At 71.4% G+C, this 17,364-nt stretch carries 16 protein-coding genes and 1 tRNA gene; 12 read left to right on the forward strand and 5 right to left on the reverse strand.

The genetic code is table 11. The features are described 5' to 3' along the window. Positions 1 to 52: 52 nt before the first annotated feature. The 6 genes from paaA (at position 53) to J1792_RS05825 (ending at position 4,850) form a co-directional block, all read left to right on the forward strand. Positions 53 to 1,003 (forward strand): 1,2-phenylacetyl-CoA epoxidase subunit PaaA, encoded by a 951-nt coding sequence (paaA, locus tag J1792_RS05800; RefSeq protein WP_086570930.1) that lies wholly within the window; start codon positions 53 to 55, stop codon positions 1,001 to 1,003. Beyond that, on the forward strand, positions 1,000 to 1,287 hold the full coding sequence (gene paaB / locus J1792_RS05805) for a 1,2-phenylacetyl-CoA epoxidase subunit PaaB (RefSeq protein WP_086570932.1): 288 nt from the start codon (positions 1,000 to 1,002) through the stop codon (positions 1,285 to 1,287). The genes paaA and paaB overlap by 4 nt, the downstream gene beginning before the upstream one ends. Beyond that, a complete protein-coding gene (paaC, locus tag J1792_RS05810) occupies positions 1,284 to 1,988 on the forward strand; it encodes a 1,2-phenylacetyl-CoA epoxidase subunit PaaC (protein ID WP_086570934.1) in 705 nt (234 codons plus the stop codon). Before paaB ends, paaC begins: the two co-directional genes overlap by 4 nt. A gap of 78 nt (positions 1,989 to 2,066) precedes the next feature. Next, a complete protein-coding gene (gene paaD, locus J1792_RS05815; protein WP_207247090.1) occupies positions 2,067 to 2,525 on the forward strand; it encodes a 1,2-phenylacetyl-CoA epoxidase subunit PaaD in 459 nt (152 codons plus the stop codon). Further along, the gene (locus J1792_RS05820; RefSeq protein WP_086568728.1) at positions 2,526 to 3,611 is read left to right on the forward strand and encodes a 2Fe-2S iron-sulfur cluster-binding protein; all 1,086 of its coding nucleotides are present in this window, start codon (positions 2,526 to 2,528) and stop codon (positions 3,609 to 3,611) included. It abuts the gene before it with no gap. A gap of 102 nt (positions 3,612 to 3,713) precedes the next feature. Then, positions 3,714 to 4,850 carry an acyl-CoA dehydrogenase family protein gene (locus J1792_RS05825; protein ID WP_086568726.1) on the forward strand — a complete coding sequence of 379 codons (1,137 nt, stop codon included), beginning with the start codon at positions 3,714 to 3,716 and terminating at the stop codon, positions 4,848 to 4,850. A 43-nt stretch (positions 4,851 to 4,893) separates the two neighbouring features. Here J1792_RS05825 and J1792_RS05830 read toward each other — a convergent pair whose 3' ends face one another. From J1792_RS05830 to J1792_RS05845, 4 genes are all read right to left on the reverse strand, one after another. Next, entirely contained in the window at positions 4,894 to 5,241 is a 348-nt protein-coding gene (locus J1792_RS05830) for a rhodanese-like domain-containing protein (protein ID WP_086568725.1), read from the reverse strand. A gap of 10 nt (positions 5,242 to 5,251) precedes the next feature. Further along, positions 5,252 to 6,094 carry a J domain-containing protein gene (locus J1792_RS05835; protein WP_086568723.1) on the reverse strand — a complete coding sequence of 281 codons (843 nt, stop codon included), beginning with the start codon at positions 6,092 to 6,094 and terminating at the stop codon, positions 5,252 to 5,254. A gap of 81 nt (positions 6,095 to 6,175) precedes the next feature. After that, positions 6,176 to 7,585, reverse strand: coding sequence for a DUF2252 domain-containing protein (locus J1792_RS05840; RefSeq protein ID WP_207246747.1), 1,410 nt, complete (start codon positions 7,583 to 7,585; stop codon positions 6,176 to 6,178). A gap of 505 nt (positions 7,586 to 8,090) precedes the next feature. Beyond that, positions 8,091 to 8,174, reverse strand: a tRNA-Leu gene (locus tag J1792_RS05845). 349 nt (positions 8,175 to 8,523) lie between these two features. Here J1792_RS05845 and J1792_RS05850 point away from each other — a divergent pair. From J1792_RS05850 to pknB, 6 genes are all read left to right on the forward strand, one after another. Continuing rightward, entirely contained in the window at positions 8,524 to 9,357 is an 834-nt protein-coding gene (locus J1792_RS05850) for an FHA domain-containing protein (RefSeq protein WP_086568720.1), read from the forward strand. 10 nt (positions 9,358 to 9,367) lie between these two features. Next, on the forward strand, positions 9,368 to 9,904 hold the full coding sequence (locus J1792_RS05855) for an FHA domain-containing protein FhaB/FipA (protein ID WP_086568719.1): 537 nt from the start codon (positions 9,368 to 9,370) through the stop codon (positions 9,902 to 9,904). Positions 9,905 to 9,979: 75 nt separating this feature from the next. Beyond that, positions 9,980 to 11,500, forward strand: coding sequence for a PP2C family protein-serine/threonine phosphatase (locus J1792_RS05860; protein WP_207246748.1), 1,521 nt, complete (start codon positions 9,980 to 9,982; stop codon positions 11,498 to 11,500). A 49-nt stretch (positions 11,501 to 11,549) separates the two neighbouring features. Further along, entirely contained in the window at positions 11,550 to 12,947 is a 1,398-nt protein-coding gene (locus tag J1792_RS05865) for an FtsW/RodA/SpoVE family cell cycle protein (protein ID WP_086568718.1), read from the forward strand. Beyond that, entirely contained in the window at positions 12,944 to 14,395 is a 1,452-nt protein-coding gene (locus J1792_RS05870; RefSeq protein ID WP_086568717.1) for a peptidoglycan D,D-transpeptidase FtsI family protein, read from the forward strand. The genes J1792_RS05865 and J1792_RS05870 overlap by 4 nt, the downstream gene beginning before the upstream one ends. 162 nt (positions 14,396 to 14,557) lie before the next feature. Continuing rightward, positions 14,558 to 16,582 (forward strand): Stk1 family PASTA domain-containing Ser/Thr kinase, encoded by a 2,025-nt coding sequence (pknB, locus tag J1792_RS05875; RefSeq protein WP_086568715.1) that lies wholly within the window; start codon positions 14,558 to 14,560, stop codon positions 16,580 to 16,582. 76 nt (positions 16,583 to 16,658) lie between these two features. On the opposite strand, the gene J1792_RS05880 is transcribed toward pknB, so the two are convergent. Beyond that, complete coding sequence (locus J1792_RS05880; RefSeq protein WP_242705410.1) at positions 16,659 to 17,351, reverse strand: class E sortase; 693 nt, start codon at positions 17,349 to 17,351, stop codon at positions 16,659 to 16,661. Positions 17,352 to 17,364: the final 13 nt, after the last annotated feature.

Here is a 17,364-nt window from a genome sequence, read left to right on the forward strand (position 1 = left end):
AACGATCGGTCGGTAGGGAGATTCGGCACCAACGAGCACGAGGGGGCACGGCATGACCACGACTGCGCCGGAGGCAGGAGCGCTCGAGGCGGTGTTCGACGCCGCCGTCGCCGCCGACGAGCGCATCGAGCCACGCGACTGGATGCCCGACGCCTACCGCGCCGGCCTCGTCCGGCAGATCGCCCAACACGCCCACTCCGAGATCATCGGCATGCAGCCCGAGGCCAACTGGATCACTCGGGCGCCCTCGCTGCGGCGCAAGGCGATCCTGATGGCCAAGGTCCAGGACGAGGCGGGCCACGGCCTGTATCTCTACAGCGCTGCGGAGACCTTGGGCACCAGCCGCGAGGAGATGCTCGACAAGCTGCACAGCGGCCGCCAGCGCTACTCCTCGATCTTCAACTACCCCACCCTGACCTGGGCGGACGTCGGCGCCATCGGCTGGCTCGTCGACGGCGCGGCCATCACCAACCAGGTCCCCCTGTGCCGCTGCTCCTACGGGCCCTACGCCCGCGCCATGATCCGCGTCTGCAAGGAGGAGTCCTTCCACCAGCGCCAGGGCTACGAACTCCTCCTGGCCCTGAGCCGGGGCACCGAGGCCCAGCACGCGATGGCCCAGGACGCGGTGGACCGCTGGTGGTGGCCCTCCCTGATGATGTTCGGCCCGCCCGACGACGAGTCGGCACACTCCGCCCAGTCCATGGCCTGGAAGATCAAGCGTCACTCCAACGACGAGCTGCGCCAGCGATTCGTCGACATCTGCGTCCCGCAGGCCCGGTCGCTGGGGCTGACGCTCCCCGACCCGGACCTGCGGTGGAACGAGGAGCGCGGGCACCACGACTTCGGCCCCATCGACTGGGACGAGTTCCACGAGGTGCTCCGGGGCAACGGCCCCTGCAACGACCAGCGGCTCGCCCAGCGTCGGCGGGCCCATAAGGAAGGCGCCTGGGTGCGCGAGGCTGCCGCGGCGTACGCGGCCAGGCATGGGGAGGCAAGCGCATGACCGGCACCGACTGGCCGCTGTGGGAGGTGTTCGTGCGCAGCAGGCGCGGCCTGTCGCACACCCACGCCGGCAGCCTGCACGCGCCCGACGCGGAGATGGCCCTGCGCAACGCCCGCGACCTGTACACCCGGCGCGGCGAGGGCGTCTCGATCTGGGTGGTGCCGTCCACGGCGATCACCGCCTCCTCGCCCGACGAGAAGGACCCCTTCTTCGAGCCCTCCGCCGACAAGCCCTACCGCCACCCGACCTTCTACGACATCCCCGAGGGGGTGCAGCACCTGTGACCGCCGCACTCGCTCTGGGCGACGACGCCCTCGTGCTCTCCCACCGACTGGGGGAGTGGGCCGGGCACGCTCCCGTGCTCGAGGAGGAGGTCGCCCTCGCCAACATCGCCCTCGACCTGCTCGGACAGGCCCGTGTGCTGCTCTCGCTCGAGGGCGACGAGGACGAACTCGCCTACCTCCGGGAAGAACGCGCCTTCCGCAACGTCCAGCTCGTCGAACAGCCCAACGGCGACTTCGCGCACACCATCGCCCGCCAGCTCTACTTCTCCTCCTACCAGGAGCTGCTGTACGGGCAGCTGGCGAGCGAGGGACGGTCGGCCTTCGCGCCGGTCGCGGCGAAGGCGGTCAAGGAGGTCGCCTACCACCGCGACCACGCGGAGCACTGGACGCTGCGCCTCGGCGACGGAACGCCCGAGAGCAACGAGCGCATGCAGCGCGCCCTGGACTCCCTGTGGCGGTACACGGGCGAGCTCTTCGAGCCGGTGGAAGCCCTGCCCGTCGACTGGACCGCGCTGCGGGACGGCTGGCTGACCACCGTGACCGACGTCGTGGCCCGCGCCACGCTGACCCTGCCCGGCGGCCCCCAGGTCGGTGCCTGGACGGCCGGCGCCGGACGGCAGGGCATCCACACCGAACCGTTCGGCAGGATGCTCGCGGAGATGCAGCACCTGCACCGCAGCCACCCGGGGGCGACATGGTGACCACGCACACGCCCATCGGCCCTACTCCTCTCGACCCCGCCCCTCGGCCCCACGCCCCTCGAGGAGGAACTCCGCGCGCTGGCCGGGGCCGTCCCCGACCCCGAGCTGCCGGTGCTCACCCTCGCCGACCTCGGCGTGCTGCGCGGCCTGCACGTCACCGGCCCCGGCCGGGTGGAGGTGGAGCTCACCCCCACCTACACCGGCTGCCCCGCCGTCGAGGCGATGTCCGCGGACATCGAGCGCGTGCTGCGCGAGCGGGGGCAGGAGGAGGTGACCGTCCGTACGGTCCTCTCCCCGGCCTGGTCCACGGACGACATCACCGCCGAAGGACGGCGCAAACTCGCCGAGTTCGGCATAGCCCCGCCCAGGACGACGGGCCCGGTGAGCGGCCCGGTGCCGGTCGACCTCGCCATCCGCTGCCCGCACTGCGGATCCACCGACACCACGCTGCTCAGCCGCTTCTCCTCCACCGCCTGCAAGGCCCTGCGCCGCTGCGAGGCATGTCGCGAACCGTTCGACCACTTCAAGGAGTTGTAGATGGCAGCGGCCCGCCATGGCGCCTTCCACTCCCTGCGAGTGGCGGCCGTCGACCCGCTCACCGACGACGCGGTCGCCGTCACCCTCGCCGTGCCCCCGGCGCTGCGCGAGGACTTCCGCCACGTCCCCGGCCAGCACCTGGCCCTGCGCCGGACCGTGGACGGCCGGGAGATCCGCCGCACGTACTCCCTCTGCGGCCAGGCGCCCGGCGCCGACGGGCCGCGCACGCTGCGGGTGGCGGTGCGGCTGGTGGACGGCGGCGCGTTCTCCACCTACGCGCTCAAGGAGCTGGTCCCCGGGGACACGGTCGAGGTGATGGCCCCGGCCGGGCGGTTCGTGCTCGAGCCGCGCCCCGGTCACTTCGCCGCGATCGTCGGCGGCAGCGGCATCACGCCCGTGCTCTCCATCGTCTCCACGCTGCTGGCCCGCGAGCCCGAGGCCCGGTTCTGCCTGATACGCAGCGACCGCACGACCGCGTCGACGATGTTCCTGGACGAGGTCGCCGACCTCAAGGACCGCTACCCCGGCCGCCTCCAGCTCGTCCAGACGCTCTCCCGCGAGGAGCAGCAGGCCGGTCCGGCGTCCGGGCGGCTCGACGAGGAGCGGCTGACCCGGCTGCTGCCCGCGCTGCTGCCGGTGGACACGGTCGACGGCTGGTTTCTGTGCGGCCCCCACGGCCTGGTGCTGGGCGCGGAGGCGGCGCTGCGCGCCCTGGGAGTGGCCCGCGAGCGCATCCACGAGGAGATCTTCCACGTGGAGGACGCGCCCTCCGGGCCGCGCGCCGGGGCCGGGGCGCCGCCCGGTCCGGAGCACAGCGCGGTGACCGCGACGCTGGACGGGCGCAGCGGAAGCTGGCCGGTACGGGACGGGGAGTCGCTGCTGGAGACGGTGCTGCGCAACCGCCCCGACGCCCCGTACGCCTGCAAGGGCGGGGTGTGCGGGACGTGCCGGGCGTATCTGGTGTCGGGCGAGGTGAGGATGGACCGGAACTTCGCTCTGGAGCGGGAGGAGCTGGACGCGGGGTACGTACTGGCCTGCCAGTCGCACCCGGCCACGGAGAAGGTGGAGCTGGACTTCGACCGCTGAGGTTCCCCATTCGCTGTTCCCAATTCCCTCACACTGCCCTAACTTGACGAACCGTCAGGTATGCCGACGCCCTGGCGTGGGCGCGAGCGGAAGGGCCGGGCAGTGGACTTCACCTTCACCGAGGAACAGCAGGCCGCCGCCGAGGCGGCGCGGGCCGTCCTGTCCGGGGTCGCCCCCGACGCCGTGCCCAGCCCGGCGCTGGTGCCGGGCGCCGTCGCCGAGGACTTCGACCGCGCGCTGTGGCGCCGGCTGGCCGGCTCCGGCCTGCTGGGCCTGATGGTTCCGGAGGAGCACGGCGGCGCGGGGCTCGGGCCGATCGCCCTGTGCCTGGTGCTGCGCGAGGCCGGGAAGGTGCTGGCGCGTGTTCCGCTGCTGGAGACGAGCGCGGCAGCCCTGGTCCTGCGGACGTACGGCACCGCCGGACCGGGCCGCGTGCTGCCCGCGATCGGCCGCGGCGAGCTCGTCGTGACCGTCGCCGCCAGCGGCCGGACCGGCCACGACGGCGCCGAGCTGGCCGTCACCGCCCGCCCCGACGGTCGGGCCCACTGGCTCCTCGACGGGCTACAGACGGCCGTTCCCTGGGCTCAGGGCGCCGACCGCGTCCTGCTGCCCGCCCACACCGCCGATGGCCGCGCCGTCCTCGCCCTCGTCCCACCGGACCGCCCCGGAGTGGCCCTCGCCGACCAGGTGTCCACCAGCGGCGAGCGGTACGCACAGGTGGCGCTGGAGTCCGTACGCGTCCGGGAGGACGAGCTGATCACCGCGGACGGTGCGTGGGAGTGGCTGCGCGGCCTGCTGGCCACCGGCACCTGCGCCCTCGCCCTCGGCCTGGGCGAGGCCGCAGCGGCGATGACGGGGGCGTACACGAGCAAGCGCGAACAGTTCGGCTTCCCCATCGCGACGTTCCAGGCGGTGGCCGTCCAGGCGGCCGACCGCTACATCGACCTGCGCTCGATGGAGGCGACGCTCTGGCAGGCGGCCTGGCGCCTGGAATCGGGAGCGTCGGGCCCGCTGCCCGTGGCGGCCGACATCGCCGTCGCCAAGGTCTGGGCCGCGGAGGGCGTGCGCCGCGTCGTCCAGACCGCACAGCATCTGCACGGCGGCTTCGGCGCGGACACCGACTACGCCCTGCACCGCTATCACGCGTGGGCCAAGCAGCTCGAGCTCTCGCTCGGCCCGGCCGCCGCCCACGAGGAGGCCCTGGGCGACCTCCTGGCCGCCCACCCGCCGAACGGCTAGATCGCCGACCGGCCGGGTCACCGATCGGCTAAGTCACGCCCGGCTAGATCACCGTGCCGGGAGTGCCGTCGGCGGACACGACCGGGCGGCCGGCGGCCTCCCAGACCTGCATCCCGCCGTCGACGTTCGCCGCGTCCATGCCCTGCTGCACCAGGTAGGCGGTGACCTGCGCGGAACGGCCGCCGGCGCGGCAGATGACGTTGATGCGGCCGCCCTCGGGCGCCTTCTCGGTCAGCTCACCGAAGCGCGCCACGAAGTCGCTCATGGGAATGTGCAGGGCGCCCTCGGCGTGCCCCGCCTGCCACTCGTCGTCCTCGCGCACGTCCAGCAGGAAGTCGTCCGACGAGAGAGCGTCGACGCCGACGGTGGGAATCCCGGAACCAAAAACCATGAGCCCGACGCTACCCGACCAGCGACGCCAGATGGGCCTCGCGCTCGGCGATCTGTACCACCAGGCCGTCGGCGATCTCCACCAGCAGCCCGTCCGGGTCGTCCGGCGCCATCTTGATCATCGCGCCGATCGCGGAGGACTCCAGCTCGGCGGCCACCATCGACAGCAGTTCCTTGCGCTCGGCCAGCCACTCCAGCCGGGCGTACAGCTCCTCGCCGAGGCTGGGCCGGCGCTGCGCGGGCACCGGCCCGGCCGCCCATTCCTCGGCCAGTTCGCGCAGCAGCGCCTCGTTGCCCTCGCCGTAGGCGGCGTTGACCCGCACGATGAAGGCCTCGCGGCGCACCCGGTCCGCCTCGTCCGGTGCCAGGTCCGGGTGGGCCTTGCGGACGAGCTCGCGGTAGGCGCGGCGGGCCTCGTCGCTGGGGCGCACCCGCTTGGGGGGCTGCACCGGCTTCTCGGTGAGCATCGCCGTCGCCTCCGGCGAGAGTCCCTCGCCGTCCATCCAGCCGCCGAACAGCTCGTCGACCCCCGGCATGGGCTGCACCAGCCCGCGCATCTCGCGCGCCCGCCGCTGGTCCTCGGCGTCGCCCGTGCGCGCGGCGACCGCCTCGGCGATCAGCGCGTCCAGCTCGTCGAGGCGGGCGTACATCGGGCCGAGCCGCTGGTGGTGCAGGCGGGAGAAGTTCTCCACCTCCACGCGGAAGGTCTCCACCGCGATCTCGAACTCGATCAGCGCCTGCTCGGCGGCCCGTACGGCCCGCTCCAGCCGCGTGGTGTCCTCGGCGGGGCCGGGACCGGCGGCTCCGGGGCTCGCGGATCCGGGGTCGGCGCTCTGCTCAGCTTCCGGGTTCATCACCCGCCCAGCGTACGAGGTGCCCGCAGGCCCCGGGCACGGCTTCCCGCCACGCGGCCCGGAACCGGCCCCGGACCCTCCTCACACCCCCGTCTCGGCCGGCAGCCGGCCGGAGCGCACCGCGGCCAGCAGCTCCGCGTGGTCCGCCTCCGTACGGTCGGCGTAGGCCACGGCGAACGTCGCGATCGCGTCGTCGAGCTCCTCGCTCTTGCCGCAGTAGCCGGCTATCAGGCGGGGGTCCGCGCTGTGGGCGTGCGCCCGGGCCAGCAGGGCGCCGGTCATGCGCCCGTAGTCGTCGAGCTCGTCGCCCGCCAGGGCAGCCGGGTCGACGCTTCCCTTGCGGTTGCGGAACTGCCGTACCTGGTACGGCCGTCCCTCGACCGTCGTCCACCCCAGCAGCACGTCGCTGACCACCTGCATCGACTTCTGCCCCAGCACCACGCGCCGCCCCTCGTGCCCCTCGTCGGGCGACGCGAAGCCCGCCGCGCGGGCGTACGGCAGCAGCACCGAGGGCCGCGCCTCCTTCACCTGGAGCACCAGCGGCTCGCCGCGGTGGTCGAGCAGCAGCACCACGTACGAGCGCAGCCCCACGCTGCCCGTGCCCACCACGCGGAACGCCACGTCCTGCACCGCGTACCGCGCGAGCAGCGGCAGCAGGTCCGGCGGCAGCGTCCGGGTGTACGGGCCCAGCGCGGCGGCGACGGCCGCCGCCTCCCGGTCCGGCACCCGGCGCAGCACCGGCGGCGCGTCCACGAAGCGCCGCCCGCCCGTGCCGTCCTTCTCCGTGGCCTTGGCCGCGAAGCGCGCGCTCGTGTTGCGCCGGGCCTTCTCCACGACCAGCTCCAGCGTGCCGGCCAGCTGATGGGCGTCCGCGTGGGAGACGAGCTCCTCGTCGGCGATGGCGTTCCACGCCTCTATGGCCGGCATCCGGGCCAGCAGCCGCATCGTGTGCCGGTAGGCCCCGACGGCGTCGCGCGCCGCCTGTCGGCAGGTGAGCTCGTCCGCCCCCGCCTCCCGGCCGGCCAGCACCAGCGACGCGGCGAGCCGCTTGACGTCCCACTCCCACGGCCCGTGCAGGGTCTCGTCGAAGTCGTTCAGGTCGATGGTCAGCTCGCCCCGGGCGTCCCCGTAGAGGCCGAAGTTGGCGGCGTGGGCGTCGCCGCACAGCTGCGCGCCCACGCCGGTGACGGCCGTGTCCGCGAGGTCGTGACCCATCAGGGCCGCGGAGCCGCGCAGGAAGGCGAAGGGCGAGGCGGCCATGCGGCCCACGCGTATCGGCGTCAGCTCCGTCAGCCGCCCGGCGTTGCCCGCCTCGACCGACTCCACCGCGCCGGGCCGGGCGCCGTCCGGCTTCCAGTCGGCGTGCGCGCCCCGGGGCACCCGCTCCCGCAGCGCCTTCCCGGCGGCCTTCCCCTCGGCCTTGCCGCCCTTGCGCGCGGCCCCTTCGGCCACAGGACCAGCGAACCCAGGTATGTGCGGCAGTCGCGTCATCGCGGCGCCACCTCCCCCTTCAGCACGGCACGGCGGCTTCCCCCCGCGCGGCGTCACCGGCGTCGACTCCCCACGACGGTACCCCTCGCCACCGACAACGCTCCGACGGTCCGGATACGGGGGCGCCCTCGAGGCCGGGGGCGGCAACTCCTCCCGGGGGAGGACGACTTCGCTCCGGTCCGCCCGGACGCAGCGGACGGGACGCAGCGGACGGTCCGTGTCCGCCGACCGCCCGCGGCGGTCCGGCACGTCCTGTGCTGACGTTCGTCCGATGTTCGTCGGCGGCATCGTGGTAATCGTCACTGTCGACGGCCGATCGGCGCGACCGTGCTCGTCGTCCGGCTCGTGGCCCGCCGTCGCGGATTCCGGTTCGTGCTCCGGCGACGACCGGAGGAGGCCGCGCCCCGTCCCCGCCCCCGCGACGGGCCGAAGCCCGCCGGTTACGGACATGACGAAACGGCCCCTCCGGGTGACTCTCGTCACTCGGAGGGGCCGCATCGCATTGTGCGCGAGGGGGGAGTTGAACCCCCACGCCCTTTCGGGCACTGGAACCTGAATCCAGCGCGTCTGCCTATTCCGCCACCCGCGCATGGGTGTGTCTTCTGCTTTCCGACCGTTCCCCCGGCGTTTCCGCCCGGTTCGTGTCCGTCCGCCTTCCGACATGCAGAACATTAGCACGGCCCGGACGGCACCTTCACACCCATTGCCGCCGCCCCGTGCTCAGGGGGGCCGCGAGGAGGGCTCCGGTTGCGGGACACTGGCCTCAAGGCGGCTCTACGATCCCCCGTGGGCGACGTGCGCGGCCGAACAAGGCGACACTCGTCACTCATGGCGTCGAAGGGGAACCAGCTCTTTTCCCGACGCGTGGATACGATCAGTAAGCAGTATCAGGAACGACACTGAGCATCAGAGACGTCACTGAGGGAAGGAGGTGCCCCGTGGGAGTACTGAAGCGCTTCGAGCAGCGACTCGAGGGTCTCGTGAACGGCACCTTCGCCAAGGTGTTCAAGTCCGAGGTGCAGCCGGTCGAGATCGCGGGCGCACTCCAGCGGGAGTGCGACAACAACGCGACCATCTGGAACCGCGACCGCACCGTCGTTCCGAACGACTTCATCGTGGAGCTGAGCGCACCGGACTTCGAGCGGCTCAGCCCGTACTCCGGCCAGCTCGGCGACGAGCTGTCCGGCATGGTCCGCGACTACGCCAAGCAGCAGCGGTACACCTTCATGGGGACCATCAAGGTCCACCTGGAGAAGGCCGACGACCTCGACACCGGTCTGTACCGGGTCCGCAGCCGCACCCTCGCCTCCAGCGAGTCGCAGGACCCGCAGCCCCGGCAGCAGGCCGCCCCACGGGGCAGCGGCGCCGTCACCAGCGGGGCCGGCTACGCCTCCCCCGCGGGCGCGCCGCCCATGCCCACCTCGCCGCCGCCCGGCGCCCGCCCCCTGCCGCGCACCGGTGGTCCGGGGCCGGGAGCCGTGCCGGGCACCCAGACGCGCCGCTGGATCGAGATCAACGGCACCCGTCACCAAATCTCGCGGCCCACCCTCGTGCTGGGCCGCAGCACCGAAGCGGACGTACGCATCGACGACCCCGGGGTCTCGCGCCGGCACTGCGAAATCCGGGTCGGCACCCCCGCTACGGTCCAGGACCTGGGGTCGACCAACGGCATCGTGGTGGACGGGCAGCACACCACGCGCGCTACGCTCCGCGACGGCTCACGCATCGTCGTGGGCAGCACCACCATCGTTTACAGGCAAGCCGAAGGGTGAAGCGGGGGCAATGTCAGAGCTGACCCTCACGGTCATGCGGTTGGGTTTCCTCGCCGTACTGTGGCTGTTCGTCATCGTGGCCGTACAGGTCATTCGTAGTGATCTTTTCGGCACCCGCGTGACCCAGCGCGGCTCGCGCCGGGGCGGCGCCGGGGCCGCGGGCGCCCAGCGCGCCCAGGCCGCGCCGCCGCAGCAGCGCCAGCAGCAGCAGCCGCCGGCCGGCGGTCGCCGCGCGGACCGCGGCCGACGCGGCGCGCCCACCAAGCTGGTGGTCTCCGAAGGCACCCTCACCGGCACCACGGTGGCCCTGCAGGGCCAGACCATCTCCCTCGGCCGCGCGCACGACTCGACGATCGTCCTCGACGACGACTACGCCTCCAGCAGGCATGCCAGGATCTACCCCGACCGCGACGGCCAGTGGATCGTCGAGGACCTCGGATCGACCAACGGCACCTATCTCGACCGGACCCGGCTGACCACTCCGACCCCGATCCCGCTCGGCGCGCCGATCCGCATCGGCAAGACCGTCATCGAGCTGCGGAAGTAGTAGGACCATGACGACCGGAGGGTGGGCAGCGTGGCTGGGAAGGGGCTGTACCCGGAGCCGACGGGCGAGGTGCGCATGAGTCTGTCACTGCGCTTCGCCGCCGGATCGCACAAGGGCATGATCCGGGAGGGCAACGAGGACTCGGGTTATGCCGGCCCCCGCCTGCTCGCCATCGCCGACGGCATGGGCGGCCAGGCCGCCGGCGAGGTCGCCTCCTCCGAGGTGATCTCCACTCTGGTCACGCTCGACGACGACGTCCCGGGCTCCGACATCCTGACCTCCCTCGGCACCGCCGTGCAGCGCGCCAACGACCAGCTGCGGGTCATGGTCGAGGAGGACCCCCAGCTCGAGGGCATGGGCACGACCCTGACCGCGCTGCTGTGGACGGGTCAGCGCCTGGGCCTGGTGCACGTCGGCGACTCCCGCGCGTACCTGCTGCGCGACGGCGTGCTGACGCAGATCACCCAGGACCACACCTGGGTGCAGCGCCTGGTCGACGAGGGCCGCATCACCGAGGAAGAGGCCACCACCCACCCGCAGCGCTCCCTGCTGATGCGCGCGCTGGGCAGCGGCGACCACGTGGAGCCGGACCTCTCCATCCGCGAGGTGCGGGCCGGCGACCGCTATCTGATCTGCTCCGACGGGCTCTCCGGCGTGGTCAGCCATCAGACGATGGAGGAGACCCTCGCCAGCTACCAGGGTCCGCACGAGACGATCCAGGAGCTGATCCAGCTCGCCCTGCGCGGCGGCGGCCCCGACAACATCACCTGCATCGTCGCCGACGTCCTCGACGTCGACGGCGGTGACACCATGGCCGGCCAGCTCAACGACACGCCCGTGATCGTCGGCGCGGTGGCCGAGAACCAGATGCAGCTCGGCGACAACGGCGCCATGCAGACCCCGGCCGGCCGGGCCGCCGAGCACGCCCGCGCCCACCGGCCCGTACCGCAGCAGGACGCCTCGGGCGGCTTCGGCCCGCCCGGCAGCGGCGACCCGGTGATGGGCGGCGCGCCGGACGGTTCCTTCGGCCCGTTCACGGACCAGGACTTCGTCAAGCCGCAGCGCAAGGGCCGGTGGCTCAAGCGGTCGCTGATCATCGCCCTGGCGCTCGGTCTCGTCGGCGGCGGCCTCTACGGCGGCTACCAGTGGACCCAGACGCAGTACTACGTGGGCGCCAAGGACAACGACCACGTGGCCGTCTACCAGGGCATCAACCAGGACCTGGCATGGGTGAGCCTGAGCAGGCTCTACCAGGACCACCCCGAGATCGAACTCAAGTACCTCCCGGTCGACCAGCGCAGCCGCGTGGTGGACACGATCACGGTCGGCAGCCGCGAACAGGCCCTGCAGAAGGCCAAGGAGCTCGGCACGCTCGCGGGCGCCTGCAAGAAGGACGACGAGCGCCGCAAGGCCGAGGCGCAGCAGCGGGAGAGCGAGAAGCAGAACAGCGACCGCACCGGTGGCGCCACCAAGGAACCCGGCGCCCCCGAGACCCGCAACAACGCCGTCCAGGCCACCCCGGCACCGTCCCCGGGCCCCACCCTCAGCGAGGAAGAGCAGAAGTTGGTCCCGCAGTGCAGCAGCGCATCGCAGTGAAGCCGTAGGGGGCCATCAAGCCATGTCACCTATTTCACCCATGCCGAACATGCCCAACACCACCAACACGACGACGATCAGCACCGAGGGCGCGCCGAGCCGGCGCAACACCGAGCTCGCGCTGCTGGCCTTCGCGGTGCTGATCCCGTGCTTCGCCTACGCCAACGTGGGCCTCGCCATGGACGGCGAGATGCCCTCCGGTCTGCTCGGCTACGGCATGGGCCTCGGCCTGATGGCCGGCGTCGGGCACCTGGTGGTGCGCAAGTTCGCCAAGTACGCCGACCCCCTGCTGCTGCCGCTGGCCACGTTCCTCAACGGCATCGGCCTGGTCATCATCTGGCGGCTCGACCAGTCGCCGCGACTGCAGGCCCGCAAGTTCTTCACGGCCAGCGCCACCAACCAGCTGATGTTCTCGGCGCTGGGCATCGCCCTGTTCGTCGCCGTGCTGGTCCTCCTGAAGGACCACCGCATCCTCCAGCGCTACACCTACATCTCCATGGTGGCCGCGCTGATCCTGCTGGTCGCCCCGATGTTCTTCCCGGCGAAGTTCGGCGCGCGCATCTGGATCACCATCCCCGGCCTGGGCTCGATCCAGCCGGGCGAGTTCGCGAAGATCGTCCTGGCGATCTTCTTCGCCGGCTATCTGATGGTGAAACGCGACGCCCTGGCCCTGGCCAGCCGCCGCTTCATGGGCCTGTACCTGCCCCGCGGCCGTGACCTCGGCCCGATCCTGGCGGTCTGGGCGTTCTCCATCCTGATCCTGGTCTTCGAGACCGACCTCGGTACGTCGCTGCTGTTCTTCGGCATGTTCGTCGTGATGCTCTACGTCGCGACCGAGCGCACCAGCTGGATCGTCTTCGGTCTGCTGATGTCCGCCGTCGGCGCGGTGGCCGTGTCCACCTTCGAGCACCACGTCCAGGAGCGCGTCACCGCCTGGCTGCACCCCTTCGACGCGTTCAAGGACGGCAGCTCCGACCAGATCGCCCAGGCCCTGATGGCGTTCGGCTCCGGCGGCGTCTTCGGCACGGGCTGGGGCCAGGGTCACTCGGACCTCATCGGCTTCGCCGCCAACTCCGACTTCATCCTGGCCACGGTCGGCGAGGAGCTGGGCCTGGCGGGCGTCATGGCCATACTCCTGGTCTACGGCCTGATCGTGGAGCGCGGCGTGCGCACCGCGCTGGCCGCCCGCGACCCCTTCGGCAAGCTGCTCGCCACGGGCCTGTCCGGCGCCTTCGCCATCCAGGTCTTCGTGGTCGCCGGCGGTGTCATGGGCCTCATCCCGCTGACCGGTATGACCATGCCGTTCATGGCGCAGGGTGGTTCGTCGGTCATCGCCAACTGGGCCCTGATCGCCGTCCTCATCAAGATCAGCGACACCGCTCGGCGTCCCGCGCCCGCCCCTGCCCCGTCCCCCGACGCCGAGATGACCCAGGTGGTCCGCCCGTGAACAAGCCCGTGCGCCGGATCGCCATCTTCTGCGGTCTCCTCGTCCTCGCGCTGATGATCCGGGACAACTGGATCCAGTTCGTCCAGGCGGACGAGCTCAAGTCGAACAAGCACAACCGCCGGGTGACCATCGCCCGCTACAGCCAGCCCCGCGGCAACATCATCGTCGACGGGCAGGCCGTCACCGGCTCCCAGGAGACCGGCGGCATCGACTTCAAGTACAAGCGCACCTACAAGAACGGCGATATGTGGGCCCCGGTCACGGGCTACAGCTCGCAGGTGTTCGACGCCAACCAGATCGAGAAGCTCGAGGACAAGGTCCTCACGGGCGACGACGACCGGCTGTTCTTCAACCGCACCGTCGACATGATCACCGGCAAGGGCAAGAAGGGCGGTGACGTGATCACCACCCTCAACAGCAAGGCCCAGGAGGCCGCCTTCAAGGGCCTGGGCGACAAGAAGGGCGCGGTCGCCGCCCTCGACCCGCGCACGGGCAAGATCCTCGCCCTCGCCTCCACCCCGTCGTACGACCCGTCGAAGATCGCCGGGGCGCAGGACGACAAGGCGTGGAAGAGCCTGCAGGACGACAAGAACCAGCCCATGCTCAACCGGGCGCTGCGCCAGACCTACCCGCCGGGCTCGACCTTCAAGGTCGTCACGGCCGCCGCGGCGCTGGAGAACGGCCTGTACAAGGACGTGGACTCCAAGACCGACTCGCCGCTGCCGTGGATCCTGCCGGACACCCGGGTGGCGCTGGAGAACGAGGGCAGCATCCCCTGCAAGGACGCCTCGCTCCGGGTCGCCCTGCAGTACTCCTGCAACACCGTCTTCGGCAAGGTCAGCGCCGACCTCGGCAACAAGAAGATGATGGACACGGCGGAGAAGTTCGGCTTCAACAAGCCGGTCGACACGCCCGTGCGCGCCGTGCCCAGCGTCTACCCCAAGGACAACCGCCCGCAGAACGCCATGGCGGGCATCGGCCAGGCGTCCAACCGCGCCACCCCGCTGCAGATGGCCATGGTGGCCGCGGCCGTCGCCAACAACGGCAAGCTCATGGAGCCGTACATGGTCGACAAGCTGCGCGCCCCGAACCTCAACGTCATCGAGCACCACCAGCCCAAGCAGATGAACCAGCCGCTCAGCGCCGAGAACGCGCAGAAGCTGCAGAGCATCATGGAGACGGTCGTCGAGAAGGGCACCGGAACCGCGGCCCAGATCGACAACGTCAAGGTGGGTGGCAAGACCGGTACCGCCCAGCACGGTGTCGACAACAGCGGCAACCCCTACGCGTGGTTCATCTCCTACGCGAAGACCGACAACGGCTCGCCGGTCGCCGTCGCCGTCGTCATCGAGGGCTCGGAGACGGTCCGCGACGACATCGCCGGTGGCAAGCTGGCCGCGCCCATCGCGAAGAGCGTCATGCAGGCGGTGCTCGCCACGGAGAAGTGATCCGGCTCACCCGCCGCTTCCGCTGAGCGCCGCCGTCTGTACCGGTCGTATATCGGGTGACGGTGGCGCCCGGAAGGCGCCCATCGCGCCGGGTACGGTATGCCGGACAGCACACCGCCGGACCCACGCCGGTGAGGTCAGGAACACGGAAGGGCTGGAGCTATGGAAGAGCCGCGTCGCCTCGGCGGCCGGTACGAGCTGGGCTCGGTGCTCGGCCGCGGTGGCATGGCCGAGGTCTACCTCGCGCACGACACCCGGCTCGGTCGCACCGTCGCCGTGAAGACGCTGCGGGTCGACCTGGCCCGCGATCCGTCCTTCCAGGCCCGGTTCCGCCGCGAGGCCCAGTCGGCCGCCTCCCTCAACCACCCGTCCATCGTCGCCGTGTACGACACCGGCGAGGACTACGTGGACGGCGTCTCGATCCCGTACATCGTCATGGAGTACGTCGACGGGTCGACCCTGAGGGAACTGCTGCACTCCGGGCGCAAGCTGCTGCCCGAGCGGTCGCTGGAGATGACCATCGGCGTGCTGCAGGCGCTGGAGTACTCCCACCGCGCCGGAATCGTCCACCGCGACATCAAGCCCGCCAACGTCATGCTGACCCGCACCGGACAGGTGAAGGTCATGGACTTCGGCATCGCCCGTGCGATGGGCGACTCCGGCATGACGATGACCCAGACCGCGGCCGTCATCGGCACCGCCCAGTACCTCTCGCCCGAGCAGGCCAAGGGCGAGCAGGTCGACGCGCGTTCCGACCTCTACTCCACCGGCTGCCTGCTCTACGAGCTGCTGGCGGTCCGGCCCCCGTTCGTGGGCGACTCGCCGGTGGCCGTCGCGTACCAGCACGTGCGGGAGGAGCCGAACCCGCCGAGCATCCACGACCCCGAGGTCACGCCGGAGATGGACGCCATCGTCCTCAAGGCGCTGGCCAAGGACCCGGACTACCGCTACCAGTCCGCCGACGAGATGCGCGCCGACATCGAGGCGGCCCTCGAGGGCCAGCCCGTGGCCGCCACGGCCTCCATGGGCGTCGTCGGCTACGGCGACGACCAGCCGACCACCATGCTGCGCTCCCAGGACCACGCGGGCGCGGCCGGCCAGACGTCGATGATGCCGCCCGTCTCCGACGGCGGCGGCTACGGCGGCTACGACGACCACTCCGGCGGGCACCGGGGCGGCAACGGCGGCAAGAAGAGCAACCTCTCGACGATCCTGCTGGTCGTCGCGGGCATCCTGGTGCTCGTCGGCGCCATCTTCATCGGCCGCTCGCTCTTCAGCGGCGGCGGCAACAACGACGAGGTCTCGGTCCCCAAGCTGATCGGCGAATCGCTGGCGGACGCCCAGAAGCTGGGCGAGAACGGCGACTTCAAGGTCGTCGAGGCCGAGAAGAAGCCCTGCGACCAGGACAAGGGCAAGGTCTGCTCGCAGGACCCGGGCGTCGGCTCCAAGGTCAAGCGCGGCGGCGACGTGAAGGTCGTGGTCTCGACGGGCGCGGAGCAGATCGCCGTCCCGGACGTGACCGGCCAGCAGTTCGACGCCGCCAGCAAGGAGCTCGAGGCCAAGGGCTTCACCGTCAGCAAGAAGGCAGAGGAGTCCGAGCGGACCCCCGGCGTGGTCACCGCGCAGGACCCCAAGGGCGGTAACAAGGCGCCGAAGGGCTCGGAGATCACGCTCACCGTCGCCACGCCGGCCGCGACCAAGACGATCCCGTCCGTCGTCGGACAGACCTTCGACGCAGCCAAGAAGCAGCTCAGCGACCTCGGCTTCCAGGTGGTCAGGGACGAAGAGGACTCCGCGACCGTCCCGGCCGGTTCCGTGGCCCGCCAGAGCCCCGACGGCAACACCTCGGCCCGGGCAGGCTCGACGGTCACCCTGTACGTCTCCAAGGGCGGCGCGAAGGTCACCGTGCCGAGTGTCCTCCAGCAGAAGCTGAAGGACGCGAAGAAGACGCTGACGGACGCGGGCCTGAAGGTCGGCAGCATCAACGGCCCGCAGGACGACAACGCCGTGGTCGTGACCGCCGACCCGGGTGCCGGCGCCCAGGTCGCCAAGGACACCCCGGTCAACCTGATGACGCTGGCCGGCCCGCCCAACCCCGCCACCGGCGGCCAGACCGGCGGTCAGACGGGCGGCAACCAGGACATCGGCGGCCTCTTCGGCGGCTTCACCGGCGGCCGACGCAGCTGATCGCCCCGTAGGGCACGCGAAAGCCCCGGCGCCATCCCGATGGCCGCCGGGGTTTCTTCGTGCCGTGTGGGCGCCGCTAGCGCAGTTCCTTGGGCGGTGTGCGCTTGGCGTCGACCTTCTCCGTGCGCTGCAGTTCCGCCCAGACGATGTAGCGGTAGTCGGAGGTGTAGACGGGCGTGCAGGTCGTCAGGGTCAGGAAGCGGCCCGGTGCGGTCCTGCCGGACTCCTTGGGGACGGGGTTGATCACGTCCGTGTTGAAGCGGGAGGTCTCCTTGAGTTCGGCGAAGACCTTGTAGACGTACCAGACGTCGCGCGTCTCGAAGACGACCGGGTCACCGGTGCTGATCTTGTCGATGTTGTGGAACTTCGCGCCGTGTCCGTCGCGGTGCGCGGCCAGGGTGAAGTTGCCGCGCTTGTCCCAGGGCATGGCGGCCTTCACCGGTTCGCGGTAGAAGCCGGCGACGCCCTCGTTGAGGACCTTGCCGCCGGTGCCGGGCTTGACCAGCACCTCGCCGTTCTTCATGGCGGGTACGTGCAGGAAGCCGATGCCGTCCTTGGTGTCCAGGGCGCCGGGGCCGGACGGGGCGTTGGCCCAGTGGTCGCGCACCTGGTTGCCCTGCTTCTTCGCCTCGCGGTCGGCCAGGACGTTCGTCCACCACAGGGAGTAGACGACGAAGAGGGCCATGATCACGCCTGCTGTGATCAGCAGCTCGCCTATGACGCTGACGGTGGCGGCGATGCGCCCCCGTACGCGGTCTGTCCGTGCCACAGACGTTCGTACC

Origin of the sequence: Streptomyces triculaminicus, assembly GCF_017349075.1 — a bacterium.
GTDB lineage: Bacteria > Actinomycetota > Actinomycetes > Streptomycetales > Streptomycetaceae > Streptomyces > Streptomyces triculaminicus.